The sequence below is a fragment of the Denitratisoma sp. agr-D3 genome (assembly GCF_054658675.1).
Genome location: NZ_BAAGIA010000001.1, coordinates 816,871 through 843,546, shown reverse-complemented (window position 1 = coordinate 843,546; position 26,676 = coordinate 816,871). Strand labels below are relative to the sequence as shown.

At 60.0% G+C, this 26,676-nt stretch carries 26 protein-coding genes and 1 tRNA gene; 9 read left to right on the top strand and 18 right to left on the bottom strand.

The window, feature by feature from the left end; genetic code table 11:
* Nucleotides 1-34 precede the first annotated feature (34 nt).
* The gene (locus ACYQ2U_RS04035) at nucleotides 35-478 is read left to right on the top strand and encodes a universal stress protein (RefSeq protein ID WP_459949040.1); all 444 of its coding nucleotides are present in this window, start codon (nucleotides 35-37) and stop codon (nucleotides 476-478) included.
* A 71-nt stretch (nucleotides 479-549) separates the two neighbouring features.
* Here ACYQ2U_RS04035 and ACYQ2U_RS04030 read toward each other — a convergent pair whose 3' ends face one another.
* The 10 genes from ACYQ2U_RS04030 to ACYQ2U_RS03985 form a co-directional block, all read right to left on the bottom strand.
* The gene (locus ACYQ2U_RS04030; RefSeq protein ID WP_459949039.1) at nucleotides 550-690 is read right to left on the bottom strand and encodes a DUF3149 domain-containing protein; all 141 of its coding nucleotides are present in this window, start codon (nucleotides 688-690) and stop codon (nucleotides 550-552) included.
* 40 nt (nucleotides 691-730) lie between these two features.
* Nucleotides 731-1,243: a FixH family protein gene (locus ACYQ2U_RS04025; protein WP_459949038.1), complete on the bottom strand. Its 513-nt coding sequence runs from the start codon at nucleotides 1,241-1,243 to the stop codon at nucleotides 731-733.
* 8 nt (nucleotides 1,244-1,251) lie between these two features.
* A complete protein-coding gene (gene ccoG / locus ACYQ2U_RS04020) occupies nucleotides 1,252-2,670 on the bottom strand; it encodes a cytochrome c oxidase accessory protein CcoG (RefSeq protein ID WP_459949037.1) in 1,419 nt (472 codons plus the stop codon).
* Between the two features lie 70 nt (nucleotides 2,671-2,740).
* Nucleotides 2,741-3,724, bottom strand: coding sequence for a cytochrome-c oxidase, cbb3-type subunit III (ccoP, locus tag ACYQ2U_RS04015; RefSeq protein WP_459949036.1), 984 nt, complete (start codon nucleotides 3,722-3,724; stop codon nucleotides 2,741-2,743).
* An 11-nt stretch (nucleotides 3,725-3,735) separates the two neighbouring features.
* Complete coding sequence (locus ACYQ2U_RS04010) at nucleotides 3,736-3,912, bottom strand: cbb3-type cytochrome oxidase subunit 3 (RefSeq protein ID WP_459949035.1); 177 nt, start codon at nucleotides 3,910-3,912, stop codon at nucleotides 3,736-3,738.
* Between the two features lie 2 nt (nucleotides 3,913-3,914).
* On the bottom strand, nucleotides 3,915-4,526 hold the full coding sequence (gene ccoO, locus ACYQ2U_RS04005; RefSeq protein ID WP_459949034.1) for a cytochrome-c oxidase, cbb3-type subunit II: 612 nt from the start codon (nucleotides 4,524-4,526) through the stop codon (nucleotides 3,915-3,917).
* A 20-nt stretch (nucleotides 4,527-4,546) separates the two neighbouring features.
* Complete coding sequence (ccoN, locus tag ACYQ2U_RS04000; protein ID WP_459949033.1) at nucleotides 4,547-5,965, bottom strand: cytochrome-c oxidase, cbb3-type subunit I; 1,419 nt, start codon at nucleotides 5,963-5,965, stop codon at nucleotides 4,547-4,549.
* Nucleotides 5,966-6,361: 396 nt separating this feature from the next.
* On the bottom strand, nucleotides 6,362-6,556 hold the full coding sequence (gene ccoS, locus ACYQ2U_RS03995; RefSeq protein WP_459949032.1) for a cbb3-type cytochrome oxidase assembly protein CcoS: 195 nt from the start codon (nucleotides 6,554-6,556) through the stop codon (nucleotides 6,362-6,364).
* Between the two features lie 12 nt (nucleotides 6,557-6,568).
* Nucleotides 6,569-9,019 (bottom strand): heavy metal translocating P-type ATPase, encoded by a 2,451-nt coding sequence (locus tag ACYQ2U_RS03990; RefSeq protein WP_459949031.1) that lies wholly within the window; start codon nucleotides 9,017-9,019, stop codon nucleotides 6,569-6,571.
* Nucleotides 9,020-9,066: 47 nt separating this feature from the next.
* Nucleotides 9,067-9,142, bottom strand: a tRNA-Thr gene (locus ACYQ2U_RS03985).
* Between the two features lie 169 nt (nucleotides 9,143-9,311).
* Here ACYQ2U_RS03985 and ACYQ2U_RS03980 point away from each other — a divergent pair.
* The 7 genes from ACYQ2U_RS03980 (at nucleotide 9,312) to ACYQ2U_RS03950 (ending at nucleotide 17,659) form a co-directional block, all read left to right on the top strand.
* A complete protein-coding gene (locus tag ACYQ2U_RS03980) occupies nucleotides 9,312-9,758 on the top strand; it encodes a type IV pilin protein (RefSeq protein ID WP_459949030.1) in 447 nt (148 codons plus the stop codon).
* Nucleotides 9,745-10,362: a GspH/FimT family pseudopilin gene (locus tag ACYQ2U_RS03975; RefSeq protein ID WP_459949029.1), complete on the top strand. Its 618-nt coding sequence runs from the start codon at nucleotides 9,745-9,747 to the stop codon at nucleotides 10,360-10,362. The genes ACYQ2U_RS03980 and ACYQ2U_RS03975 overlap by 14 nt, the downstream gene beginning before the upstream one ends.
* Before the next feature lies 1 nt (nucleotide 10,363).
* Nucleotides 10,364-10,846, top strand: a complete 483-nt coding sequence (gene pilV, locus ACYQ2U_RS03970) for a type IV pilus modification protein PilV (RefSeq protein WP_459949028.1) — start codon at nucleotides 10,364-10,366, stop codon at nucleotides 10,844-10,846.
* A 2-nt stretch (nucleotides 10,847-10,848) separates the two neighbouring features.
* Nucleotides 10,849-11,949, top strand: coding sequence for a PilW family protein (locus tag ACYQ2U_RS03965; protein ID WP_459949027.1), 1,101 nt, complete (start codon nucleotides 10,849-10,851; stop codon nucleotides 11,947-11,949).
* The gene (locus tag ACYQ2U_RS03960; RefSeq protein WP_459949026.1) at nucleotides 11,946-12,611 is read left to right on the top strand and encodes a pilus assembly PilX family protein; all 666 of its coding nucleotides are present in this window, start codon (nucleotides 11,946-11,948) and stop codon (nucleotides 12,609-12,611) included. The genes ACYQ2U_RS03965 and ACYQ2U_RS03960 overlap by 4 nt, the downstream gene beginning before the upstream one ends.
* Before the next feature lie 18 nt (nucleotides 12,612-12,629).
* The gene (locus ACYQ2U_RS03955; RefSeq protein ID WP_459949025.1) at nucleotides 12,630-16,979 is read left to right on the top strand and encodes a pilus assembly protein; all 4,350 of its coding nucleotides are present in this window, start codon (nucleotides 12,630-12,632) and stop codon (nucleotides 16,977-16,979) included.
* 185 nt (nucleotides 16,980-17,164) lie between these two features.
* A complete protein-coding gene (locus ACYQ2U_RS03950; protein ID WP_459949024.1) occupies nucleotides 17,165-17,659 on the top strand; it encodes a TonB family protein in 495 nt (164 codons plus the stop codon).
* 5 nt (nucleotides 17,660-17,664) lie between these two features.
* Here the strand turns inward: ACYQ2U_RS03950 and ispH are convergent, their stop codons facing one another.
* The 7 genes from ispH to tsaE form a co-directional block, all read right to left on the bottom strand.
* Nucleotides 17,665-18,588, bottom strand: a complete 924-nt coding sequence (gene ispH / locus ACYQ2U_RS03945) for a 4-hydroxy-3-methylbut-2-enyl diphosphate reductase (protein ID WP_459949023.1) — start codon at nucleotides 18,586-18,588, stop codon at nucleotides 17,665-17,667.
* On the bottom strand, nucleotides 18,588-19,019 hold the full coding sequence (locus ACYQ2U_RS03940) for an FKBP-type peptidyl-prolyl cis-trans isomerase (protein WP_459949022.1): 432 nt from the start codon (nucleotides 19,017-19,019) through the stop codon (nucleotides 18,588-18,590). Before ACYQ2U_RS03940 ends, ispH begins: the two co-directional genes overlap by 1 nt.
* Nucleotides 19,016-19,492 carry a signal peptidase II gene (gene lspA, locus ACYQ2U_RS03935; protein WP_459949021.1) on the bottom strand — a complete coding sequence of 159 codons (477 nt, stop codon included), beginning with the start codon at nucleotides 19,490-19,492 and terminating at the stop codon, nucleotides 19,016-19,018. The genes ACYQ2U_RS03940 and lspA overlap by 4 nt, the downstream gene beginning before the upstream one ends.
* Entirely contained in the window at nucleotides 19,485-22,289 is a 2,805-nt protein-coding gene (ileS, locus tag ACYQ2U_RS03930; protein WP_459949020.1) for an isoleucine--tRNA ligase, read from the bottom strand. The genes lspA and ileS overlap by 8 nt, the downstream gene beginning before the upstream one ends.
* Nucleotides 22,282-23,217, bottom strand: coding sequence for a bifunctional riboflavin kinase/FAD synthetase (locus tag ACYQ2U_RS03925; protein WP_459949019.1), 936 nt, complete (start codon nucleotides 23,215-23,217; stop codon nucleotides 22,282-22,284). The genes ileS and ACYQ2U_RS03925 overlap by 8 nt, the downstream gene beginning before the upstream one ends.
* 64 nt (nucleotides 23,218-23,281) lie before the next feature.
* Nucleotides 23,282-24,622, bottom strand: a complete 1,341-nt coding sequence (locus ACYQ2U_RS03920) for an N-acetylmuramoyl-L-alanine amidase (protein WP_459949018.1) — start codon at nucleotides 24,620-24,622, stop codon at nucleotides 23,282-23,284.
* Nucleotides 24,541-25,074, bottom strand: a complete 534-nt coding sequence (gene tsaE / locus ACYQ2U_RS03915; RefSeq protein WP_459949017.1) for a tRNA (adenosine(37)-N6)-threonylcarbamoyltransferase complex ATPase subunit type 1 TsaE — start codon at nucleotides 25,072-25,074, stop codon at nucleotides 24,541-24,543. Before tsaE ends, ACYQ2U_RS03920 begins: the two co-directional genes overlap by 82 nt.
* Between tsaE and queG the strand changes: the two genes are divergently transcribed.
* Entirely contained in the window at nucleotides 25,069-26,121 is a 1,053-nt protein-coding gene (queG, locus tag ACYQ2U_RS03910; RefSeq protein ID WP_459949016.1) for a tRNA epoxyqueuosine(34) reductase QueG, read from the top strand. The two genes, tsaE and queG, sit on opposite strands and share 6 nt — an antisense overlap.
* A gap of 198 nt (nucleotides 26,122-26,319) precedes the next feature.
* Here the strand turns inward: queG and ACYQ2U_RS03905 are convergent, their stop codons facing one another.
* Entirely contained in the window at nucleotides 26,320-26,664 is a 345-nt protein-coding gene (locus tag ACYQ2U_RS03905; RefSeq protein WP_459949015.1) for a SpoIIAA family protein, read from the bottom strand.
* Nucleotides 26,665-26,676: the final 12 nt, after the last annotated feature.

The following is a 26,676-nucleotide window of genomic DNA, read 5'->3' as shown; positions in this document are numbered from 1 at the left end:
AGAATGGCTCCAGACAGCAACCCCAGGAGGCAGAATGTTCAAACATCTTCTTGTGCCGACGGACGGCTCGCAACTCTCCGCCGACACCGTCAAAAAAGCCATCAGCTTCGCCAAGGAAACTAGCGCGGAGGTCACTTTTTTCTACGCCAAGCCCGACTATCCTATCGCGTTGTACGGGGAAGGGGCATTGATCGACCCGACCACGCCCGACCAGTTTTCCGAAATGGCAGAAAAGCAAAGCGTCGAGATTCTCAATGCCTGCTTGGCCGCGGCCGGCAGCGCGGGCATCACGGCCCATACCGCCAGCGTGACCAGCGATGTACCGTGGGAAGCCATCATCAAGACTGCGGAAGCCCAGCAATGCGACTTGATCTTCATGGCGTCCCATGGGCGTCGCGGCCTGTCCGGATTCGTCCTCGGCTCCGAAACCCAGCGGGTGCTGACCCACTCCAAAATTCCTGTACTGGTCTATCGTTGACATCGGTGTAAACCAACGCAGCCCTGACTAGTCAGGGCTGCGTTGCTCAATGCGGGGAATGTAGATAGAACTTAGTGCTGTGCCTTCTTGGCATCTTCTTCAGCATGCTTTTGGACAAAGCGATAAATGTAGGCGCCCATCACGACCACAAAACCAATCGTGAACAGGCTCAACAAGCCGATATCGCTGCCAAACAAGATTTGCAATGCCATGGAACATCCTCCTCATTGCCGATTGCGAACATCGATAGGGTCATACCCCACCAATCACCGTCGCACCTGACGCGGGCAGCGTTACATTCCCCATCAAGCGCCACGTTCCTGCCTCGTCCTCCACGGTGACAATCCAGTGTCCCGCCCGTGGCAAACGACATTCCCCCATATAGCCATCAGTGCCGCGCTGTAGCTTCAGTGTTTGATCCAGCCCGGCGCGTGTGGGATGCGCCAAGGTGATCTTGATCTGTTGCGGCAGCGCGTAGCTCGCGTCCTTGCTGCTCAATTTGGCCGCAATCGACTTGTCCGTCAGCGTAATGCCGATTTCCAGCCCCAGGGCCTTGGCTCTATCGCTCATGGCAATGGTCTGATTGACGGACAAGCCTTTCTTGTAATAGTCCTCCACCACAAGACCATCCGCGCTGGATAGGGCAACCCATGCCGATATGACGGAGGCCACCACCACCATGAGCGGCCCCGACATCAGGATCCAGGGCCAGGGTTGCTTGTACCAGGGGCCAGAATCCTTTGCTGCGCTGTTACGAACTGACATGCTTGCACTCATGGCTGAATAAAAGTTGTTTTTTCATGGACAGAAATCTTCTCGTCACTCATCGATTTCACGTCCAAGAAGATGGGGTTGGAGCCTTTCTTGCCGGATTCAGGCGGCACCCGGACCTGTATCGTCATGGCCTGGGTGGTGGCAGGCGCCACGTCGATCTGCGTCGCCCCTTCCAGTTGAATGCCATCCAGTCCGCTCACCGACAGGGCATAGCGCTGGCTGGTTTCGGAAACATTCATGATCTGTAGGCGATACACGTTTTCGATCACACCACCCTCCACTTCCCGCGCCAAAGTGGCCCGGTCGCGGATGATATCCACGCGCAAGGAAGGCTTGGTCGCCAAGCCCCAGACGAAAGCGAGAATGATCAGCAGCAGAATACTGGTATAGATGATGACCCGGGGCCGCACGATGTGCCCGGCGATATCCCGCCAGCCCCAATGCTGCTCGATCGCATGTTCCGTGGTGTAGCGGATCAAGCCACGGGGGTAGTTCATCTTATCCATCACCTGATCGCAGGCATCGATACAGGCGGCACAACCAATACACTCGTATTGAAGTCCCTTGCGGATATCGATCCCGGTAGGGCAGACCGCGACGCACAACTCGCAATCGACGCAATCACCCAAACCCTGGGCTTTGTAATCGACCTTCTTGGATCGGGTGCCACGCGGCTCGCCGCGCTCCACATCGTAAGTAATCACCAGGGTGTCGGGATCAAACATCACCCCCTGGAAGCGAGCATAGGGGCACATGTACTTGCACACCTGCTCACGCATATGCCCCGCCATCAGATAGGCAAAGGCACCGTAAAAGAATATCCAGAACAGTTCCCACGGACCGAAGTTGAATGTGGGCACTTGGGAAAGCAAGGTCTTGATCGGGGTGAAATACCCCACCAGGGTAAAGCCCGTCCACAAGGACAACAAAATCCAGCTACCGTACTTGCCGGTACGACGGGCAAATTTTTCCAGGCTGAAGGATGCCTGATCAAGCTTCATGCGCGCATTGCGGTCCCCCTCGAAAAACCGCTCCAGCCACATAAAAATTTCCGTATAGACAGTTTGTGGACAGGCATAACCGCACCACAAACGGCCGCCGATCGCCGTGAACAGAAACAGCGAATAGGCACAGATGATGAGGAGGATGGCCAGCAGGAAAACATCCTGGGGCCAGAAAACCAAACCGAAAATGTAGAACTTGCGTTCCACCAGATCGAACAAAACTGCTTGCCGCCCATTCCAGGGAACCCAGCACAATCCGTAGAAAATTAATTGGGTGACCCAAACCGCAATCCATCGCCAGGTGGCAAAAATGCCGGAAACCGCTCTTGGATAGATTTTCTTGCGGACTTCGTAAAGGGACTCCTCAATAGGCTCCTGATTGGCTGATACGGAATTGGGGGATTCGACGCTCATATATTAGTATTGGCTAATCGTATAGCTGAAAAAAAACTCCCCGGATTTTACCGGGGAGCTTTGGACAACTTTACTTCTTTTCACCACCTGCATCAGCAGGCTTGGCGTCGCCTTGCGGCTCAGCCGCCTTGGGCTCGGCCTTTTGCCCGCCACCCAAGCTATACACATAGGCGGCCAGCAAGTGCACCTTCGATTCGCCAAGGAAGTCGCCGAAGGCCGGCATGCGGTTCTGACGACCCTTGGTGATGGTTTCGATAATGGTGTCCTCGGAGCTGCCATACAACCAAACCTTGTCGGTCAGGTTGGGAGCAAGACCCACATTACCCTTACCTTCAGGACCGTGGCAGGCAACGCAAGCCTGGGCAAACAACTCCTTGCCACGCTGGGCGCGCAGGGAATCGGAAGCCAGACCAGACAAGGAACGCACGTAGTTGGCCAGATCCTTGATCTGATCGGCGTTCAGGTCAGGCTTGAGACCCTTGGCCGGCATGGCAGCATCGCGGCCCTTGAGGATGGTTTCCTTGATGGTCTCAGGCGAACCACCCCACAACCAATCGGAATCGGTCAGGTTGGGGAAGCCCTTAGCACCCTTGGCATCGGCACCGTGACACTGGGCGCAGTAGGTCAGGAACAAGCGCTGACCGGCTTCCTTGGCCTTGGGGTCGGCAGCAACGGCAGCCACGTCCATCTTCAACTGAGGACCGTAAGCCTGATTGAACTGCTCGTCAGCGGCGGCCTTTTCAGCCTCGTACTGACCACGCATGGTCCAGCCATACTTGCCAGGGTTATTACCGAAGCCAGGATACAGCGCCAGGTACACAATAGCGAAAACGATCGTCAGGTAGAACATCCAGCGCCACCAGCTAGGCAGCGGGTTGCTGTACTCCTCCAACGTTTCATCCCAAACATGGCCGGTGGTTTGACCTGCATTGTTGGGTGCCTTGCTCTGGGACCAGAGCAGCACAACGCAGAACAAAATACTGCCGAACACCAGAACCATCACCCACAGGTTCCAGAAGTTGCTAACGAAGTCACTCGTAATTTTGAAGTCCATTTGTATATCCCTCACTTGTCTGCGCCAGCAGTATTACCAGGATGCATTGCCGCATCGTCCTCAAAAGGCAGCATCGCTGCCTCATCGAATGCGGCCTTACGATGACTGGAATAAGCCCACCACACGATGCCCACAAAAATCAGGAACGTGAGCACCGTAATGAGTGAGCGCAGATCGTTGATATCCATGATTAGCGAGTCTGCTTGAGGGCCAAACCAAGGCCTTGCAGGTAGGCAATCACAGCCTCGAGCTCAGTCTTGCCTTCCAGGGCCTTGGGAGCATCTGCAATTTCCTGCTCGGTGTAAGGCACACCGACCTTGGTCAAAGCAGTCATCTTGGCCTGGATAGCGCCGTCCTTGAGGGGACGATCCAACCAGTAGTAGGCAGGCATATTGGACTCGGGCACCACGTCACGGGGATTCAGCAAGTGGGTCTTATGCCAGAGATCGGAGTAACGACCACCGACACGAGCCAAGTCAGGACCTGTCCGCTTGGAACCCCATTGGAAGGGATGGTCATAAACATACTCGCCAGCTACAGAGTAATGACCATACCGCTCGGTTTCAGCACGGAAGGGACGAATCATCTGGGAGTGGCAGTTATAGCAACCTTCCCGAATATAAATATCCCGACCAGCCAAGCGCAGAGGATCGTAGGGCTTCACCAACTCATTTACCGGAGTGGTAGTGGACTTTTGGAAGAACAAGGGCACGATTTCCACCAAGCCACCGACGCTAACAGCAAGCACTGTCAGAACGATGAGCCAGCCCAAGTTCTTTTCAATTTTTTCATGGGTCAACATGATTCAAATACTCCTTCAAATCAGGCGTGGGCAGGTTCAAGAACAGGGGCATTCACAGCCTTGCCACTCGCAATGGTCTTGAACATGTTGTAGGTCATGATGAGCATGCCAACCAAGAACATCAAGCCACCCAACACGCGGATCGTCCAGAAGGGATAGGTTGCCTTGACACTCTCAACGAAGGAATAGGTCAACGTACCGTCGGGGTTGGTGGCACGCCACATCAGCCCCTGCATCACACCGGCAATCCACATAGAGGCGATGTAGAGCACCACGCCGATGGTCGCCACCCAGAAGTGCAGAGTGATCAGTCGGACGGAATACATCTCAGACTTGCCAAACAGACGGGGCAGCAAGTAGTAGATGGAGCCGATGGAGATCATCGCCACCCAGCCCAGAGCACCAGAGTGAACGTGGCCCACGGTCCAGTCGGTGTAGTGGGACAGCGCATTCACGGTCTTGATGGACATCATGGGACCTTCGAAGGTGGACATACCGTAGAAGGACAGGGAGGTGATCATGAACTTCAGGATCGGATCATCGCGCAGCTTATGCCATGCACCGGACAGGGTCATGATGCCGTTGATCATGCCGCCCCAACTGGGAGCCAGCAGAATCAAGGAGAACAGCATGCCGACGGACTGGGTCCAGTCAGGCAGCGCGGTGTAGTGCAGATGGTGGGGACCCGCCCACATGTAGGTGAAGATCAGGGCCCAGAAGTGCACCACGGACAAGCGGTAGGAATACACCGGGCGACCGGCTTGCTTGGGCACGAAGTAGTACATCATGCCGAGGAAGCCAGCAGTCAGGAAGAAGCCCACGGCGTTGTGGCCGTACCACCATTGCACCATGGCGTCTTGCACGCCGGCGTAAGCGGAGTAGGACTTGGTCAGCGTGACGGGAATTTCGGCGCTGTTGACGATGTGCAGCAGGGCAACCGTCAGGATGAAGCCACCGAAGAACCAGTTAGCCACGTAGATATGGGGAGTCTTACGCTTGAAGATGGTGCCAAAGAAAACGATGGCATAAGAAACCCACACCACGGCGATCAGCAAATCGATCGGCCATTCCAGCTCGGCGTATTCCTTACCGCTGGTAATACCCAGAGGCAAAGTCACGGCGGCCAGCACGATGATCAACTGCCAACCCCAGAAGGTAAACGCCGCCAGACCAGGCGCAAACAAAGGGGTGTGACAGGTTCGCTGAACCGAGTAATAGGAGGTGGCAAACAACGCACATCCACCAAAGGCGAAAATCACTGCATTCGTGTGCAGGGGACGCAGACGGCCATACCCCAGCCATTCAACAACACTCAACTCAGGCCAAACCAATTGCGCAGCAATGATTACGCCCACCAGCATGCCGACGACCCCCCAAATGACGGTCATCACAGCAAACTGGCGCACGACTTTGTAGTTATAAGTCGCTTGCGATTGCATGATGGAAACACCTCCCTAGAAACAAAAAAATCCGAACCGTGAACACAAATTCATTGCCCACGACCTTACCAGCGCGAAGGATACACTGAGAAGCCGCCGTTTATTTGACTCAGGTCAATGTTGCCGGTCTCGTTCTTTTGGAATTAAGGCAGGGAAACCTGGCCAATTCGGCTTACTTGAAAAGTACCACCCGGCCCCGCTTTAGCTGGCCGCATTTAACTTTTGTATAAAAATTGGACAAAAAAAAGGGTGCGCATAGCGCACCCCCAACCCCAACAGAGAGACTTTAAAGGCACAACATCTCGCCTTCGACTGCGTTCATTATGAAAGCACCGGCAATTAGCGCATTGACCTAGGTCAAACGGGCTGCACATCCTACGCAGGGTGCTCCCTGATTCAGGGCTTTTGATCGCCTTGGGGCTGATTTCCCTCATGGGTTTCCTGCGGCACCTGGTCGTCGTCCATCAAAATTCGATAACCGGGCCCTTCCAGGTCCTCGAATTGGCCATTACGAAGACACCACCAGAAAATAACGGCGATCAGGAATACAAGTACAACTGACATGGGTATCAGTAGATAAAGGATTTCCATCGCTTTTCCTTTTCAACTCCGCGAGTTTCGCTGCAAACGCAGCGCGTTCAGAACAACGAATAAAGAACTGGCCGACATGCCGATACCGGCCATCCAAGGGGTAACCCAGCCAGCCATGGCGAAGGGGATTGCCAGGAAGTTGTAGGCAAAAGCCCATACCAGATTCTGTTTGACGATCCGCATGGTGGCCCGGGCCAGGGCAACGCCATCCGCCAACACGTCCAGATCCCCGCCGAGCAGGACCATATCCCCCTGGGCACGAGCCAAATCGGTACCCTCGCCCATGGCAATGGAGACCTGGGCCTGGGCCAGCACCGGCGCGTCGTTGATGCCATCACCGACCATGGCAACCACCGCACCCGTTTTTTGCAACCGCAGCAACTCTGCGTGCTTGGCTTCCGGCGACAAGCCGCCCAGCGCCCTGACGATGCCCGTTTCAGCGGCAATCCGCTCGGCCGAAGCCTGGGTGTCGCCACTCATGATCAAGGTGCCGATCTTCAGCCGCGCCAATCTGGCCAAGGCCTTCATGGCAGAGGGGCGCAACGCGTCCTCCAGGACAAAGAATCCCAGCCAGCCGCGCCCATTGCCCAGGGCAATCAACAGGCGTCCCTCGGCACGCAAAGCCTCCATGTCGGCAGGCAAAGGCTGGCCGTGCAACTCAGCCACAAACCCGATCCGTCCCAAGCGGCAAGTATCGCCAGCCACCCGGGCTTCCACGCCGCTACCGGTCACCGATTTGATCGATTCGATGGTCGGCAACTCAACCCGCCCCTGCTGCCCATGGCCCTCCACCAAGGCCCGGGCCAATGGATGCTCGGACGCCTGCTCCATGGCGACAGCCACGGCCAAGACCGCCGCTTCGTCCTGCCCGCCGTACGGATGGACAGCGCGCAGCACGGGCTGCCCCACGGTCAAGGTCCCGGTTTTATCGAACACCATGGTATCCACCCGGGCCAAGGTTTCCACGGCGTGGCCTCGCGCCACCAGCAAGCCGCGCGAAGCCAGAACCCCCGTGGCCACTGTCAGCACTGCCGGCGTTGCCAGGGAAAGGGCGCAGGGACAACTGACCACCAGAACGGAAATGAACACCAGCAACGCCCGGTCGGGATCGATGCGCAGCCACACGGCAGCCGTCACGACGGCCAACAGCAGCAAGGCCGAAACAAAGCGGGCGGCGATCTTGTCCGCAGTCAACACCATGCGCGGCTTTTCAGTAGCCGCTCTTTCCATCAGCCTGGCAATGGCCGCCATCCGAGTCTGTTCGCCGACCCGCGTCACCTGAACCACCAAAGGGCTGCTGGTATTAACGCTGCCGCCGGTCACGCCGTCCCCCTCGCGGCGGTTAATCGGCAGGCTTTCACCGGTCAGGAGGGACTCATCCACCGCGCTGTCGCCACTCACCACCCTGCCATCGGCCGGAATGGTTTCCCCAGGCCGCACCAACACCCTGTCGCCGACCACCAGGTCGGAAACCACCACCCGGTCAGTATCCAGGGCGGGATAGGCGGTCAGTCGATTGGCAAAAGCCGGCATGGCCCGACTCAAGGTTTCCACGCCGCGTACCGCTTTTTGGCGTGCCATCATTTCCAGATAGCGCCCCGTCAGCAGGAAGAAAACGAACATGGTGACCGAATCGAAATACACCTCGCCGTGTCCACTCACCGTCGCCCATAGACTGGCGACGAAGGCCGCGCCCACACCCAGGGCAACGGGCACGTCCATGCCCACCCGGCGCAGGCGCATGTCGCGCAAGGCATTGCTGAAAAACGGGGCCGAGGAATACAAGACGACGGGAATCGTCAGCAGCAAGCTGGCCCAGCGCATCAATTGCTCGATGTCCGCCGTCATGGTGCCATCATCGGCCAGATAGACCGGAATGGCATACATCATCACCTGCATCATGCCGAAACCGGCCACGAACAAGCGCCACAACGCCGACTTGCGCTCCTTGCGGGCCAATTGCTCCGATTTGCCAGCATCGTAAGGATGGGCACGATAGCCGATGGCGGCAATGGCCTCGAGGATCTTGGAAAGCTGAGTTTTCCGGGTATCCCAGCGCACGCGGGCACGGCGGGTGGCGTAATTGATTTCGACGCCGGTGACCCCGGGCTGACGGGAAATATGGGATTCGTTGAGCCAGACGCAGGCCGCGCAGGTAATCCCCTCCAGAATCAGGGAAGCCTCGGCCTCGCTCTCCCCCACGGGGCGGACGAAGCCTTTTTGCACGTCGGGGTGATCGAACACCCCCAATTCCTGCAAGGCGGCGGGCAAGGCCTCCCGGGGGCTTTCTGGCATCGCGTCACGATGCCGGTAATAGTCCCCATGGCCGCCGGCAATAATGGCCTCGGCCACGGCTTGGCAGCCGATGCAACACATCTCCCGGGGGCTGCCGTCGATGGCGACGGAAAAATCCACGCCTGCCGGAATCGGCAGTCCACAATGGTAGCAATTGCGTTCCGACATCCCCACGCCTCAAAAGGAAAAGGCCCGCTCGTGGCAGGCCTTGAATCTGGTGCTGCTGACCGGAATCGAACTGGTGACCTACTGATTACGAATCAGTTGCTCTACCGACTGAGCTACAGCAGCGGAGGCCGGCATTATACGTCAGCCCTCGTTCGGGGAGGCGGTTGCAAAGTCCGTCACGGACAATCAGCAAGGCCCTGCCGTTCAGCGCTGGATTTCTGCCTTTTGTCAGAAAATCCGGGTGACAATGCCGGGATTCGTGCTAATTACCGGGAATTGAAAGGAGTTTTCCATGGAGCAGCGATCCGTCGCCGGGTTTTCCCTGATCGAGCTGATGGCCGTCGTCGCCATCATCGGTATTCTCGCGGTCATCGCCATCCCGCAATACACGAGCTACGTCACGCGCAGCCGCATCACCGAAGCCGTGTCCACCCTATCGGACATGCGGGTACGCATGGAGCAGTATTTCCAGGACAACCGGACCTACGTCGGCGCCTGTCAAGCCGGCACCCTGGCGCCCCTGCCCGCCGCCACTGCCTTTTTCCAATATGCCTGCCCGGCCGCCAGCCTTACCGCCACCACCTACACCATTACCGCCACCGGCATCGGCGCCATGAACGGGTTTGCCTATAGCATCGACCAGAACAACGTCCGCGCAACCACCACGGTCCCCACCGTCAACGGCTGGCAAGGCGCGCCCAAGAATTGTTGGATTCTTAAACCGGATGGATCCTGCTGACGCCGTGAGAAATCACCACCGAGGCATCTCCCTGATCGAACTCATGGTCGCCGTGGCGATCATGGGCTTCCTTTTCGCCCTGGGACTTCCCGCCTTCAATACCTACCTGGCCAATACCAAGCTGCGCACCACGGCGGAAAGCTTTCTGGCCGGCGTTCAGCAAGCCCGGGCCGAGGCCGTGCGCCGCAACGCCAATGTGCAATTCACCCTCACCAACGACCTGCCGACACCGGATTCCGTCGCCACCGTCAATGCCGTCGCCAACGGCCAAAACTGGCTGATCCGCACCGCCGACCTGAGTACTTTCATCGAAGCCAAGACCGGCGCCGAGGGTACCGGCGGCAACCAGAGCAGCGCCTCTCAAGTCCAGATCAACAGCGGCGGCGTTTCCGCCATTACTTTCAACGGCCTGGGCGGCAGCACCCTGGGTGCCGTTGCCGTATTTCAATTCAGCAACCCCACGGGCGGCAACTGCAAAAGCGCCACGCCTTCCGGCCCCATGCGTTGCCTGAACGTCACCGTTTCCATCGGCGGCCAGGCCCGGCTTTGCGATCCAGCCGTGGATGCCGCCGCCATCGCGGCTGGCGATACCCGAGGCTGCTGACATGCGATCCACCCGGCAAGACCAACGCGGCGTGTTCCTTCTGGAAGCCCTGATCGGCATCCTGATCTTCTCCATCGGCGCCATCACCATGATCGCCCTGCAAGCCAACGGCATCGCCGCCCAGACAGACGCCCAGTACCGGATCGAGGCGGCTAACCTCGCCGATCAAATCCTGGGTGACATCAATCTCAACGTTAATCGCCAAAACGCCACAACCCTCCAGGCATCCCTCGCCGGCTTCGCCCACCAGACCGGTGGCAGCAACTGCAACTTTTCCGGCGCGGCCTCGGCCAATGCCTTGGTCACCGCCTGGGTAAGCGCCATCACCACCGATGCCGCCTCCCGGCTGCCCGGCGCCACCTCAACCATGCAGCAGATTCAAGTCGATACCGGTACGTTCAATCGGGTTACCGTCACCCTCTGCTGGCAATCCCCGGCCGATGTCCAACCCCGGCGTCACACCGTCGCGGCCTACATCAATTGACCATGCCCAATTACCGCCGCCCCCTACCCCATCGTCACAGCCATGGTTTTTCCCTGGTGGAAATCCTGGTGGGGGTCGCCATCGGCCTGATCGGCATTGTCATCATGTTCCAGATGTTCGCCACCTGGGAAGAACGCAAACGCACCAGCGCCTCCGGCAGCGATGCACAGATATCAGGCTCCATCGCCCTTTACCAACTGGAACGGGATATCCGGCTGGCCGGTTATGGCTTCGGCGCATCAACCTCGGTGGGCTGCACCGTCAACGCCTACGATGCAGCCAGACCCACGCCCGCCTTCACCTTTCCCCTGCTGCCGATTCAAATCACCGACGGTGCTTCCGGCGCGCCCGACACCATCACGGTCCTCCACGGCGACTCTCCGATGATGCCCGGCAGCGTCACATTTACGTCGTCCTCGGCCTCGTCGAAAACCACGAACTCCCGCACCAGTCTACGTCGCGGCGACTTGGTGATTGCCGCCCAGAGCAGTAGTTGCGGCATGGTCGAGATCACCGGCGACAGTAATGGTGACGGCATCACGGTCGACCACAACACCGGCAACTACACCAACTATAAGAACGTCACCGGTGCCGCCCGCTTCAACGGTGCCGGTGGCCTCGGCGTGGCTTTTACGGCCGGCAATCTGTTCAACCTGGGCACCGGCCCCCAACGCAACCTCTGGCAGGTCCGCAACGGCAAGACCTTGGGCAACGTCAACGATCTGCGCTACGTGGACAGTGATGGCGACAACAGCAACGACTTCGCCGAAGTCGCGGAGGGCATCGTCAATCTCCAAGCCGAATACGGGCTCGACACTGACAACGACACCATTGTGGACACTTGGCAGGTCGCCGCGCCTGCCGCCTGGAACATGGTACGAGCCATCCGCGTTGGCCTGCTGGCACGCAGCCAACAATACGAGAAAGTCGCTGTCACCACCCAAGCCCCCGCTTGGGCCGGAGGTACTTTCACCATGACCAACCTGGACGGCAGCAGTGGCGCCATCGCCACGTCTGATGCCAACGATTGGCGCCACTACCGCTATCGCGTTTATCAGACCATTGTCCCGCTACGCAACATGGTATGGGGCACGGCGCCATGAGGCTACGCCGGTCCATCACCGCACCACGCCGTCAGCAAGGCGTCGTCCTCATGATCGCCCTGATCATGCTGGTCGCCATGACCCTGACCGGCATCATTCTGTTCCGCCAGATCGGCACCGGCGTCATCATCGCCCGCAACCTCACCTTCAAACAGGCGGCTCTCAACGCCTCGGACATGGGCGTGGAAGCCGCCCGTAACTGGCTTGTGGCAGGCACAGCCAATCTCGAGCAGGCCAGCGTCGCCAATGCCTACTACCCCGCCTGGTGCAATGTCAGCGTCAACGCCAGCGGCCAACCCGATGCCAACAACGACGGCAAGACGGACGACTGCAAGGCCACACCGGCACCCGCCGAATTCGACCCGCTCACCTACAACTGGGCCAACTCCGTGTTGGTCACTGCCGACGACGGCAACGGCAACGCCGTGCGCTACGTCATCCACCGCCTGTGCCGCATTCCAGGCTCCTTGAATGCCACCAACAGCGATGGCGTGCCCCAGGAATGCGTCACCCTGGGCACCTCGGGTTCCGGTGGATCCAAGGGTTCCACAGCCTACGGCAGCGGCACCTTGACCAACACGGTCCAGCCCTATTTCCGCGTCACGACCCAGACTACGGGCCCGCAGAACACCGTCGCCTACTCCCAGGTCATTCTCTACTGATTCGACGAGGTATCCGCCATGGATCATCGCCCCCGACTTCGCCGTACACACCGCCCCCTAGCCCTGCTGCTGGCCTGCGCCAGCCTATTCAGTGGGACAGCCGGCGCCGACACCGACTTGGCCGATGTCCCCCTGGCCAGCTCCTCGTCGGACCAGGTCAAGCCGAACATCCTGTTCATTCTTGACGACTCAGGCTCCATGAACTGGACCTACATGCCAGACGGGCTCAGCAACAGCACCATCGGCTACCGCAACAACTCCTGCAACTACATCTATTACAACCCCGCGATCAGTTACGACATCCCCAAGAACTACGACGGCTCCTTGCTCAACAACAGTTCACAAACCACATTTACCGCCGCCTATGCCCAGGGCTACGACAGCTTCATGGGCACCAATAATGGCAAAGACAATCTCAGTACATCCTTTTCTGCGGATGACAATGAGTCGGGCCGAGCCGCTTATTACTGGATGTTGAACGACCCCACAGGGGTAACTAGCGCTACTACCCTGACACCCAAGACAGGGATTTGCAACTTTTCCACGGGCTCGGTACCAAGCAACGCCACGGGTATTTGTTGCAATACCCGCGCCGACAAAAACTACAACACCGCTTGCACCAGCCCGAGCTATCCAACCAATAGTCCGGCCAGTTGTTCCTCTCCTGGCACGCAAACCCTGGTCTGGAAAAAGGTAGCCGTAGGTGCCACTTCCAGCCCCAGCGGCGGCGATGAACGGCAGAACTTCGCCAACTGGTACAGCTACTACCGCACCCGAATGATGATGATGAAGGCCTCTGCCGGTCGCGCCTTGTTCAACCTCAGTGACCGTTACCGGGTCGGTTTCATGACCATCCACCCCGGCACCTTTGACTCCAGCGGATCCGCCAATGGGAGCAGCGTTTCGTCTTCAAAGTTCCTCAAAATCACCGACTTCGATGCGACTCAGCGTAGCAACTGGTTCAGCAAGCTGTACGCTCAATCAGGGAATTCATCGACACCACTGCGTACCGCACTGTCTGTCGCCGGACGCTACTACGCTGGCAAAAATGATGCCATCAACAAGGGCATGGTGCCCAGCACCAGTGACGACCCCGTGCAGTACTCCTGCCAGCAGAACTTTGCCATCCTCACTACGGACGGTTATTGGAACGATGGTGACAGCCGAGCTCTTGATGGCGCCAGCTCTTTAGCCAACCAGGATGGAAACATTGCCGAACTGGATGCCTACAACCCTAGCGGAAAAAGATTTCCCGTCTCTCCACGCCCAATCTTTGACGGTGGCACGGCCACCTACACATGGAATAGTGCAGAAATTCAGTACCAGAACGACCATGCCACCTGCGTGCTATCCACAACCCCCACACAAAGTACGGGAACTTTGCAAAAGAAAACATCAACGTGGGGAAGCTGGACCAATGCAACGTCGTGTAGCGGCGGCACAAACACTTGCCGGGTTATCAACTGGACCACGGCGACTGCGGTTGCATCCTGCACCCCTAACTACACATGTTCTGGCTCCACCTGCACCTACACGGCTTCACCCGTGGTCTCATGCGGGACTAGCAACAACTATGGCTATCTGAAGCAATATCGCACCCGCACCACGACAACGGTCTACCCCGGCCCCAATCAAACAGGTTCCATTCTGAGCGGGCCATCCCCCTCCAGTTGGTCCGCCTGGACCAACGTAGACGGCGTTTGCTACGCCAGTGCACAAACTCTACCCGCAAATGGCACCGTCACTGGCAGCGCACCGCCTACTCCACCGGATAATTGCACCAGTGGGTCCCAAGTCTGGCCATGCGAGACCTATTCTTCCAGCGGCGGCAGCAGCAATACCCTGTCTGACGTGGCGCAGTACTACTACAAGACTGACCTGCGCAGCAGTAGTCTGAGCAACTGCACCGGGGCCCTAGGCGGCAGCCTCAGCGTCTGCGACAACAATGTCCCCTCCACAGGCACGGGCGGTGAAGATGACAAGGCCAACTGGCAGCACATGACCACTTTCACCATGGGGCTAGGTTTATCCGGCACGCTGAATTACTCAGCCACCTACAAAACGGACACCAGCGGCACATTCGACAACATCCGCAAAGGCTCCACCAACTGGCCTGCACCAACGGCCGACGACCCAACGGCCCTGGATGACCTCTGGCATGCCGCCGTCGACGGACGCGGCCAGTACTTCAGTGCCCGGGATCCGGATACGGTGATCAACAGCCTGACCAACGCCTTGTCCGGCATCAGTGCCCGCGTGGCATCAGCGGCAGCGGCGGCCACCTCCAATCTGGAACCGGTGGCCGGCGACAACTTTGCCTACACTGCCAAATACGTGACCCTACAATGGACCGGCGAATTGGAGGCACGGGAAATCAACCTGACGTCCGGTGCCATCAGCGGCACACCCATCTGGTCCGCGCAGACAAAACTGGACGCCATGGTTGGCAACGCCTGCGACAACCGCAATATCAAGCTTTTCCGCAGCGGCGCCACCAACAACCTGGTGGACTTCAAGTGGAATACCTATGTCTGCGATGGCAGCGGCAATGCCACCGGTTCGGCAGTGACCACCCTCAGCGCTACCGAGCAGGCTCACTTCGACAGTAGCGGCAGCGACACGACGGGGGCCTCCATCAATGAAATCAGCTTGTTGAGCCAGTACCCGAATCTGGGGGATGGCAGCGGCAGTACCGTCAACCAGCGCTCTGCCGCCGCCGGCGCCAACCTGCTTAACTTCCTGCGCGGCCAGCGGGGCAAGGAAGGCTTCGACTCCGGCCCGCCTGCGACCAATACCAATATCAACAAGTTGTATCGGACCCGCAACCATGTACTTGGCGACATCATCAGTGCCCAGCCAATTTTTGTTCGCGCACCATATGCCGAATACACAGACAACGGCTACATCGCTTTCCGCAGTAGCCTATCCAACCGCACAGCAATGGTTTATGTTGCTGCCAATGACGGCATGCTCCACGCATTCAAAGCAGGCTCCTCCGTCACCGACACCGAAGGCGGCAAAGAGGCCTGGGCATTCATCCCCACCATGGTGCTACCCAACCTGTACAAACTGGCTGACGAGAATTACGCCACCCAGCACCAGTTCTATGTTGATGGCACCCCTACCGCCGCGGACGTGTTCGACAAGACGGCCTCGGCGGACTGCGCCCTAGCTTCTCCCACGGCACCGGAGAATTGCTGGAAAACCGTGCTGGTGGGCGGACTCAACAAGGGCGGCAAAGGTTACTACGCCCTGGACATCACCGATCCGGCCAACCCCAAGGCCTTGTGGGAATTCAAGAACAGCGCCACCTGCCTGACGGTGGATGCCACCACCAAGGCCCCCACCAGCACTGCCTATACCGACTGTCATATCGGCTACACCTACAACAATCCCATCATCGGCAAGCTGGCGGATGGCACTTGGGCGGTCTTCGTCACCTCGGGCTACAACAACGACAACGGTGTCGGCTACCTCTACGTCCTCAACGCCATCACCGGCCAGGTGCTGTACCGCATCGGCACCGGCGTCGGCAGCAGCAGCGACCCCAGTGGCCTCAACCATATCAATGCCTGGATCAACAACGCTTCGGTGGACAACACAGTAACCCGAATTTATGGGGTAGACCTTAAGGGCAACATTTGGCGTTTTGATGTAAACAACTCCATTAATCCTATCGGTCGGGAAGCAACGCTGCTGGCCCAGGTAGTCGACGCCAACGGCGTTGCTCAGCCGATCACCATCAAGCCTGAATTGGCAGAAATCGAAGGGTCCCCCTTCATCTATGTTGCAACCGGGCGTTACCTGGGCACCACTGACATCGCCAACACCCAGAGACAATCCATCTGGGCATTCAAAGACCCCATGACCTCCACGGCACTCAGCAATATCCGCAGCCTGCTGGGCTCCCGCACAATCACAAATCAAGGTAGCGGTACCAGTGTTTCTCGCCTGATGGGTTCCACGTCTGGCACTTGCAGCGCTGGTGACGGCTGGTATTTAGATCTTCCAGATAGCGGAGAGCGTGCCAATATCGACATGAAGCTTCAGCTAGGTACCTTACTGGTGCCGACAAACGTACCGATTAGCAATGCCTGCAACATCGGTGGCTACAGCTATTTGAACTTCTTCGACTATCGTACGGGCTGCTCTGTCGTGAGCAGTAACAACTTCACCATTGGACAAAAGTTAACCGGCGCAAGTGGTGTCGAAGCCATCATAGTTGGGATTAATGTTGTACGTCTGCCCAGCGGGAAAACCGTCGTCATCATTACCTTATCAACAGGTGAACAGATTACCTTCGACGCTCCCTTCAGCACTCCCGCCCCCACTGGCAAGCGGGTCAGTTGGCGGGAGGTGGTGCAATAAAGTCGGCAATCCCCGCGCCTGGCATCGTTAGACTGGATGCTGCCACGACGACGGACAAGCGGCTGGGCCGTTTATCCGTCGCCGTTTCCTTGTCCCTGATCGTCCATGGTGTCCTCTTCAACCTGCCCCCTGGCCAACCATGGAAAAACGAGCCCGCTGGGTACCTGCCTGACAAGCCCCTACGGGTGGACCTCCCCCGCGAGACGGCCATTGCCGATGAACGGGCGACATCGATTACGCCGCAGCCTGACAAGACAATCGAATCCACGGCGCGGTCTACACAGGACAACCCGACAACGGCGGCCACGACCCATCTCGCCACCGTCAGCGGCTTGATCGCGGGCCCCTGGTACTACCCAGCCCGTTACCTTCATCGCCACGTCACGCCGCTCCGGCCGATCTGGCCGGACTATCCGGCGGCTGCCCAGAACACGGCAGGTAGCGTCACCCTTCTGTTGCTGGTGAATGAGGAGGGGAAAGTGGATCGCTACCGGATCGAGTCCGCCGAACCGCCCGGGGTCTTTGACGACGCCGTGATCCGCGCTTTCACCGGGGAAACCTACGCACCGGGCTTGATCGCCGGCATGCCGGTCAAGGGGCAGTTACAGGCGGAGGTCAGCTTCGAGCCAGGACAACCGCCCCGGCTGAATCTGCGGCCGGGGAATGCACCCCAGCCCTGAGGAGATCAGGCCACCAGATCCTTGGGCAGGGGGAACTGGACGTTTTCCTCCTTGCCGGGCAGTTGCACTACGGCCGCGTGGCCGAGGGCCTGGAGACGGGCGATGACATCCGCCACCAGCACCTCCGGCGCCGATGCGCCGGCCGTGACGCCGACCTTTTGCCGACCTTCGAGCCACAGCGGATCAATGGCCGCCGCGTCGTCCACCAGATAGGCAGACACCCCCAAATTGGCCGCCACTTCACGCAAGCGATTGGAGTTGGAACTGTTGCGGGAACCGACGACGATCACCACGTTCACTTGGCCGGCCAATTCCTTGACCGCGTCCTGGCGATTCTGGGTGGCGTAGCAGATGTCGTCCTTCTTCGGTCCGACGATGGCGGGGAAGCGCTGCTTGAGGGCGGCGACGATGACGGCGGCGTCGTCCATGGACAGGGTGGTCTGGGTGACGTAGGCCAGCTGTTCGGGATCGCTCACCACCAAGCCCGCCACGTCCTCCGCCGTTTCCACCAGGTACATGCCGCCCTGGGCCTGGCCCATCGTACCCTCCACTTCGGGATGCCCCTTGTGGCCGATCATGACGATTTCGCGCCCCTGTTCCCGCATGCGGGAGACCTCGATGTGCACCTTGGTCACCAATGGGCAGGTGGCGTCGAACAACCGAAAACCGCGACTGGCCGCCTCGTCGCGGACCGACTTGGGCACACCGTGGGCGCTGAAGATCAGGGTGGCGCCAGCAGGTACTTCGTCCAGGTTTTCGATGAAGATGGCGCCCTTGCGTTTCAGGTCGTCCACCACGTAGCGGTTGTGCACCACCTCGTGGCGCACATAGATGGGCGCACCGAACTTTTCCAGCGCCCGTTCGACAATGGTGATTGCCCGCTCGACGCCGGCACAGAAACCGCGGGGGTTGGCGAGCAGGATTTCCATCACAGCACACCGATCACCTGGACTTCGAATTCCAGGTGCTTGCCCGCCAGGGGATGGTTGAAATCCATCAGGACCGTGTCGTCGTCGAAGCTGCGAACGAAACCGGAGAACTTCTCCCCCTGCTCCGACATGAAGTCCACCTGCGCCCCGGCTTCCACCACGAAATTGTCGGAAATCTGCTGGCGACCGATGCGTTGCACCAGGTCGTCGCTGCGGGCGCCGAACGCTTGGCCCGGCTCCAACTGGAAGGTCTTGCGCTCGCCCTCGGCCATGCCCATGACGCACTGTTCCAGGGTCGGCGCCAATTGGCCGCTGCCCATTTGCAAGGTGGCCGGACGCTCCTTGAAGGTATTCATCAACTCCAGGCCATCGGCCGCCGCCAGGCGGTAGTGGAGGGTCACGAAGCTGTCGGGTTTGATGATTTCGGTCATTTGCGGTTTTCCTTCAGTTGAAGCCACAGGATCAGTACCACGCCGACGCAGATGGCGGAGTCGGCCACGTTGAACGCCGGCCAATGCCAACCGGCCACATGGAAATCGAGAAAATCCACCACCGCACCGTAGCTCAACCGGTCGATCACGTTACCGATGGCGCCGCCCATCACCAGGGCCAGGGCCGTGCACAGGGGCTTGTTGGCGTGATGGCGCGGCAGCAATTGGCCGATGTAGCCGGACACGGCCAGGGCCAGCAGGGTGAAAAAGCCCGTTTGCCAGCCGCCGGCATCGGCCAGGAAGCTGAAAGCGGCGCCCCGATTAAGGACGAACACCAGATTGAAGAAACCGGTGAGCGGATGCCCTTCGCCGAGTTGCAAGGCGCCCATGATGGCCGCCTTGCTCCATTGGTCGAGCACCACCACCAGGGCCGCCAGAGCGTACCAGGGCAATACCTTGCGCAGTTCAAGCATGGCGGCGGACCTCGCCAGCGCCATGGAGATTGCTCACGCAACGGCCGCACAGTTCGGGATGGTCGGCATCCGCCCCGACGTCGCTGCGCCAATGCCAGCAACGACCGCATTTGGCGTGGCTGCTGGGCAGGGCAACAATGGCCTCGGCGGCGGTATCGGCCGCCTTGACCAATAGGGTCTTGGAGCAGATGAGGACAAAGCGAAGATCGTCCTCAAGGCTGGACAGGGCGTCGAAGCGGGCGCCACTGGCGCGGATTTCCACCTCGGCCTGGAGCGAGGAACCGATCTTGCCCTCGGTACGCAGGTTTTCCAGCCCCTTGCTCACTTCGGCCCGCACCTCGCGGATATGCCGCCAACGCTCCAGCAAGGCCTCCTCCTCGCCCAGTTCGGGCAGGCGGTGCCACGTGTGCAGCATAACGCTGTCTTCGTTGTCGGCGCCGATCACGCTCCAGATTTCCTCGGCGGTGAAGGCCAGGATCGGCGCCATCAGCTTGACCACGGTCTGGGTGATGTGCCACAGGGCGGTCTGTGCCGAGCGGCGCGCCGGGGAGTCCACCGCGCTGGTGTAGAGCCGGTCCTTGAGGATGTCCAGATAGAAACCGCCCAGGTCTTCGGAACAGAACAGTTGCAGGGCCTGGACGACGCGATGGAATTCGTATTTGTCGTAGTCGGCCTCGCACTGGGCCGCCAATTGGCGCGTCAGGGCCAGGGCGTAGCGATCGATGTCGAGCAGCTGGTCGACGGGCAGCGCATCCTTGGCGACATCGAAGTCCACCGTATTGGAAAGCAGGAAGCGCAAGGTGTTGCGCAGGCGACGATAAACCTCCACCACGCGATCCAGAATCTGCTTGGACAAGGCCAATTCGCCGGAGTAGTCGGTGTTGGCCACCCACAGGCGCAAAATTTCGGCGCCCTGCTTCTCGCTGATCTCCTCGGGCAGGATGGTGTTGCCGAGGGACTTGCTCATCTTGCGGCCGGTTTCATCCACGGTGAAGCCATGGGTCAGCAGGGCCTTGTAGGGAGCGTGGCCGTCAATGGCTGCCCCCGTGAGCAGGGAGGAATGGAACCAGCCGCGATGCTGGTCGGAGCCTTCCAGATATAGGTCGGCCCGCGGGCCCGTAGCGTGACCGTCGTTATGGGAACCCCGCAGCACGTGCCAATGGGTGGTGCCGGAATCGAACCACACGTCCAGGGTGTCGCTGATCTTGTCGTACTGGGCCGCTTCATCGCAGAGCAATTCGGCAGCGTCCAGCTTGAACCAGGCTTCGATGCCGGCCTGCTCCACGCGCTTCGCCACTTCTTCCATCAATTCCACCGTGCGGGGATGCAACTCGCCGGTTTCCTTGTGCAGGAAGAAGGGAATCGGCACGCCCCAGTTGCGCTGACGGGAAATACACCAGTCGGGACGGCCGGCGATCATGGCGTGCAGGCGCGGCTTGCCCCAGGCGGGATAGAAGGCGGTTTGCTCAATGGCATCCAGCGCGTGTTCGCGCAGGGTGGCGCCGTCCTTGGCCTTCACATCCATACCCACGAACCACTGAGCCGTGGCGCGATAGATGATGGGCGTCTTGTGGCGCCAGCAGTGCATGTAGCTGTGGCTGATGGTTTCGTGCTTGAGCAGCGAACCGACTTCCTGCAACTTGGCGACGATGTTCGGGTTGGCCTTCCAGATGAACTGGCCGCCAAAGAACTCCAGGCTGGGTACATACACGCCGTTGCCTTGCACCGGATTAAGGATGTCGTCGAAGCTGCGGCCATTGGCGCGCCAGATCACGAAGTCGTCCGCACCGTAGGCAGGGGCGCAGTGCACGATGCCGGTACCGGCATCCACGCCCACGTACTCGGCCATGTACACGGGGGAACGGCGGTCGTAGAAGGGATGCTGGAACTCCAAACCGGCCAGCTTTTCACCCTGAGTCTTGGCAAGGATGGTGCCTTCCAGACCGTAGCGCTTGAGGCAGCCTTCCACCAGTTCCGCTGCCAGAATCAGGAGCTTGTCGCCCGCATCCACCAGGGCGTACTCGAACTCGGGATGGATGTTCAGGGCCTGGTTGGCGGGAATAGTCCAGGGGGTGGTGGTCCAGATCACCACGTGGGCCACCTTGGGCAGGGCAGACAAGCCGAAAGCCGCCGCCAGCTTGGCTTCGTTATCCGCAGCGATACGGAAAGCCACGTCGATGGCGTCGGACTTTTTGTCCTCGTACTCCACCTCGGCCTCGGCCAGGGCGGAGCCGCAGTCGAAACACCAATTCACGGGCTTGAGGCCCTTGAACACGTAACCGCCCTTCACCATCTCGGCCAGAGCGCGAATTTCGCCTGCCTCGTTGGCGAAGTTCATGGTCAGGTAGGGATTGTCCCAATCCCCCAGCACGCCCAGGCGAATGAAGCCGGCCTTCTGGATTTCCACCTGTTCGGCGGCGTAGCTACGACACAGTTCGCGCACCTTATCGGCGGGCAGGTTCTTGCCGTGGGTCACTTCCACCTTGTGTTCGATCGGCAGGCCGTGACAGTCCCAGCCCGGCACGTAGGGTGCGTCAAAACCGGCCAGGGTCTTGGAACGGACGATGATGTCTTTGAGCACCTTGTTCAGGGCGTGGCCCAGATGCAGGCTACCGTTGGCGTAGGGCGGGCCGTCGTGGAGGATGAACTTGGGCCGGCCGGCGGATGCCTTGCGGATCTTCTGGTAGAGCTTCTTCTCCTGCCATTGCTTGATCCAGCCCGGTTCCCGCTTGGCGAGGTCGCCGCGCATGGGAAAAGGCGTGTCGGGCATGTTGAGGGTGGAACGGTAATCAGCCATTTTGCCTACCTGCAAAGTAATCCTGGGTTGCCTGCACATCGAGCCCGATCTGGTGCTTGAGTGCGTCGAAAGAATCGAATTTCACTTCGTCCCGCAGCCGGTGTTGGAAATGCACCGTGACGTGGGCGCCGTAGATGTCCTGGGCGAAATCCAGCAAATGCACCTCCAGCACGGGCTTCAATCCCTGGGCCACCGTGGGCCGCACGCCGATGCTGGCGGCGCCGGCCAGTTGCCGCTTGTCCAGGCCGGACACGGTGACCGCATAGACGCCCTTCATGGGCACCCGCTTGCGCTTGAGTTGCACATTGGCGGTGGGATAGCCGAGGGTGCGGCCGATCTTGTCGCCATGAACCACCCGTCCGGCGATGGCGTAGGGACGACCGAGCAACAGCGCGGCCTTGGCCAGATCGCTCTCGGCCAGGGCCTCGCGTACCGCCGAACTGGACACCCGCAGACCTTCGCACTCCACCGTGCTCAAGGCCTCGGCACTGAAACCGTACTGGCGGCCGTAGGCCTGAAGCATGACCAGATCGCCGCGCCGTTCCCGGCCGAAGCGGAAGTCGTCACCGATGATCACGTGCCTGACCGCCAAGCGCTGCCACAGCACGTCCTCGATGAAATCTTCCGCCGTCATTGCCGCCTGTTGGCGGTTGAAGCGGAACAAATACACCTGGTCCACGCCGCAGGATTCCAGCAGGGCAAGCTTCTCCCGCAGGCTGGTCAACCGCGCCGGGGCCAGCTCGGGAGCGAACACTTCGCGCGGATGGGGCTCGAAGGTAAGCACGGCGGCCGGCACGCCCAGGGCGTCGGCCCGGGCGCGCAATTGGCGCAGCATGGCCTGATGCCCCAGGTGCACGCCATCGAAGTTGCCGATGGTGAGCGCCGTGGGGGAAACCGCCTGCCCTGGAACTCCGAGAAAAACCCGCATGAAAGACAAGACCTTGCCCGGTTCGGGCAGCGTGGGACGACCGTTGGGAAAGGGCCGGATTATATCAATCCAGGCGGGCCAACTTGGACTTGGCGAGAGGCGGATTCTTGGCGAAATAACGCTTGATGCCCCGCAGCACGGCTTCGGCGATGCGGTCCTGATAATCCTCGTCGGTCAAACGGGCTTCTTCCTCGGGATTGGAGATGAAGGCCGTCTCCACCAGGATGGAAGGAATGTCTGGCGCCTTGAGCACGGCGAAACCGGCCTGCTCCACCTCGCCCTTGTGCAGGGTATTGATGCGCCCCAACTCGCCCAGCACCGACTTGCCCAGCTTCAGGCTGTCGTTGAGGGTGGCGGTCTGGGACAGGTCAAGCAGGGTCTTGGCCAGGAAGGGATCCTTCACCGCCAGGTTCACGCCGCCGATCAAGTCGGCGTCGTTTTCCTTTTTCGCCATCCAGCGCGCCGCCGCCGAGGAGGCGCCGTTTTCCGACAGGACGAAAACGCTGGAACCCCGGGCCGTAGGCTTGAGGAAGGCATCGGCATGGACCGAGACGAACAGGTCGGCCTGGACCCGGCGTGCCTTTTGCACCCGTTGGTGCAGGGGAATGAAAAAGTCGCCGTCCCGGGTCAGGGTGGAGCGCATATTGTTCTCGGCGTCGATCTTGGCCTTGAGCCGGCGGGCGATGGACAACACCACGTTCTTTTCGTAGTTGCCGCCCTGGCCCACGGCACCGGGATCTTCGCCGCCATGGCCGGGGTCCAGCACCACCGTGACCAAGCGCGAAACGTCCGGCAGCTTCTCGCCCCGGTCGGCGCGGTCGAGGCTTTTTTCCTTGGCCTTGTCCTTCGGCGGCTCAGCGGGAGCGTCGGCAAAATTCAACTGGCTTTCCGCCTTGAGGGAACCGTCGCCAGCCTTTTCCAGGAAGGCCATCAAGGGGTCCACCGGCTGGGCGGGATATAGGTCCAACACCAGACGGTGGCCGTATTCCCCCACCGGGGCCAAGGTGAACACCTGGGGCTTGATTTCCCCCTTCAATTCAATGACCAAGCGCACCACGCCCGGCTTGTTACGGCCGGCGCGGATCAATTTGATGTAGGGATCGGTGCCGGAAATTTTGCCCGGCAGGCTTTGCAGCACGGAGTTGAACTCGACGCCCTCCAGGTCCACCACCAGGCGGTCCGGGTCCTTCACCAACAACTGGGTGTATTTGATGGGCTGGTTGTATTCCAGGGTGACGCGGGTGTAGTCCCGCGCCGGCCAGACCCGCACGCCGAGGATGCTGCTGACACTGGCGGCAAAGCCGACCGGCGTCACCGCCAGGGTCAGGCTGGCGGCGGCAAAACGGAGGATGTCGCGGCGCGTGAAGCCGATTTCGTCAACGCTGCTTGGAGGACGCTTAGACATGTCGCACCCCGCTCGTTTCCAGCGACCAGCCGCGCCCGACGGCCTTCGCCATGGACCACCAGGACCACGCCGAGGTCCGCTGGCGGCAGATAAGGCCCGGCCTTGTCGGGCCATTCGACCAGACAGATGCCCTGCCCTGCAAAGTATTCGTCCAGACCGGCTTCAAGGTATTCCTCTGGCTGATTCAGCCTATAGAAATCAAAGTGATACAAGTTTAATCCAGAAACCGCATGAGGTTCAACCAGGGAATAGGTGGGGCTTTTCACCCGGCCCCGGTAACCCAGGGCCTGCAACAGCCCCCGCACCAGGGTGGTTTTGCCCGCCCCCAGGTCGCCTTCCAGGGTGACAACGTCCCCGTGGCGCAAAGCTTGAGCCAGGGCCGCGCCCAGGGCCAGGGTGGCGGTCTCGTCGGGCAGATCGACGGTCAGGGCGTTATCATCGGCAGCATGCATGGCGACTGGAACTCACTGGCGGAGCGGATCAAGGAATGGGGCCTGGCCCTCGGCTTCGATGCCATCGGGATTTCCGGCACGGATCTGGGCGACGCGGAACAAGGTCTGAAACACTGGCTGGCCGCCGGCTTTCACGGGGAAATGGATTATATGGCGAGCCACGGCAGCAAACGCAGCCGCCCTGCCGAACTGGTGCCCGGCACCCGCAGCGTGATCACCGCCCGCCTCAACTACCGCCCCCAGGCCACGGATTCCACCAGCGTGCTGAGCGATGCCAGCAAGGCCCATGTCAGCCGCTATGCCCTGGGCCGCGATTACCACAAGGTGCTGCGCAACCGCCTACAAAAGCTGGCGGAGCGCATCGCCGGCGAAACCGGGCCTTTGGGCTACCGTGCCTTCACCGACTCGGCACCGGTGATGGAAGTGGCCCTGGCCGCCCAGTCCGGCATCGGCTGGCGCGGCAAGCACACCCTGTTGCTGACCCGGGAAGCCGGTTCCTATTTTTTTCTCGGCGAGATCTATACCGACCTGCCGTTGCCTGCCGATGCCCCCGTCAGCGACCATTGCGGCAGTTGCAGCGCCTGCCTCCAGTCCTGCCCGACCGGAGCCATCGTCGCCCCCTATCAGGTGGATGCACGACGCTGCATTTCCTATCTGACCATCGAACTCAAGGGCAGCATCCCCGAGCCCCTGCGCCCCCTGATCGGCAACCGGGTCTACGGCTGCGACGACTGTCAATTGTGTTGTCCCTGGAACCGCTTCGCGCCCCTGAGCCGGGAGGAGGACTTCGCCGTGCGCAACGGCCTCGACCAGGCTAGTCTGGTGGCCCTGTTCGCCTGGGAAGAAGAGGAATTCAATCGCCGTCTGGAAGGGTCCGCCATTCGCCGCATCGGCCACGAACGTTGGCTGCGCAATCTGGCGGTGGGGCTGGGCAATGGTCCGGCCACGACCGAGGCCCTGCAAGCCTTACGCGGCAGGAGCGACCATCCCTCGCCCCTGGTGCGTGAACACGTGGCCTGGGCCCTGGCCCACTTGCAGTCGCGCTAGAGTCGTCGCGCCACCTAAACGGTGCCGATCCCTAAGCGGCGCCGATCAAAACCTGGCGATTCCCGCGCAGGTGGGAATCCAGCAGCATTCGAGCGTAAGGACACAGGACCACCGCCAGCGTGGTGACGACTTCGATGGGGAATTTCCAGCGCTCGAGCCGTCCCTCAAACGAAAGACGGCCCGGCATTCACGAAGGACTCAGGCAGCAACCCAGGCCTGGGCTTCCTGCTCGTTATCGAACACCCGCACGTCGGCGGTGACGAAAATCTGCGACAGCCAAGCACTCCAGGTGACCCACTGGCTGTCGGTCAGCACGGCGATACGCTTGAAATCGCCAGCATGCTGGCGGGAGAACTTGATCTCCTCCCAGGCCATGTCCACGGTGAAACCGGCCATTTGCCGCAGGTCGAAAAACAGGTTCACCGGGCCTTCGAACTTGATCTTGAAACAAGCCAGTTCTTCAAACTCCTTGAAGTCCGCCAGGGTGAACTCCCCCAGCACGGCGAGGGTGACGAGATGGTCTTTGTGGTCGATGGCGATCATGGATGCGTCCTT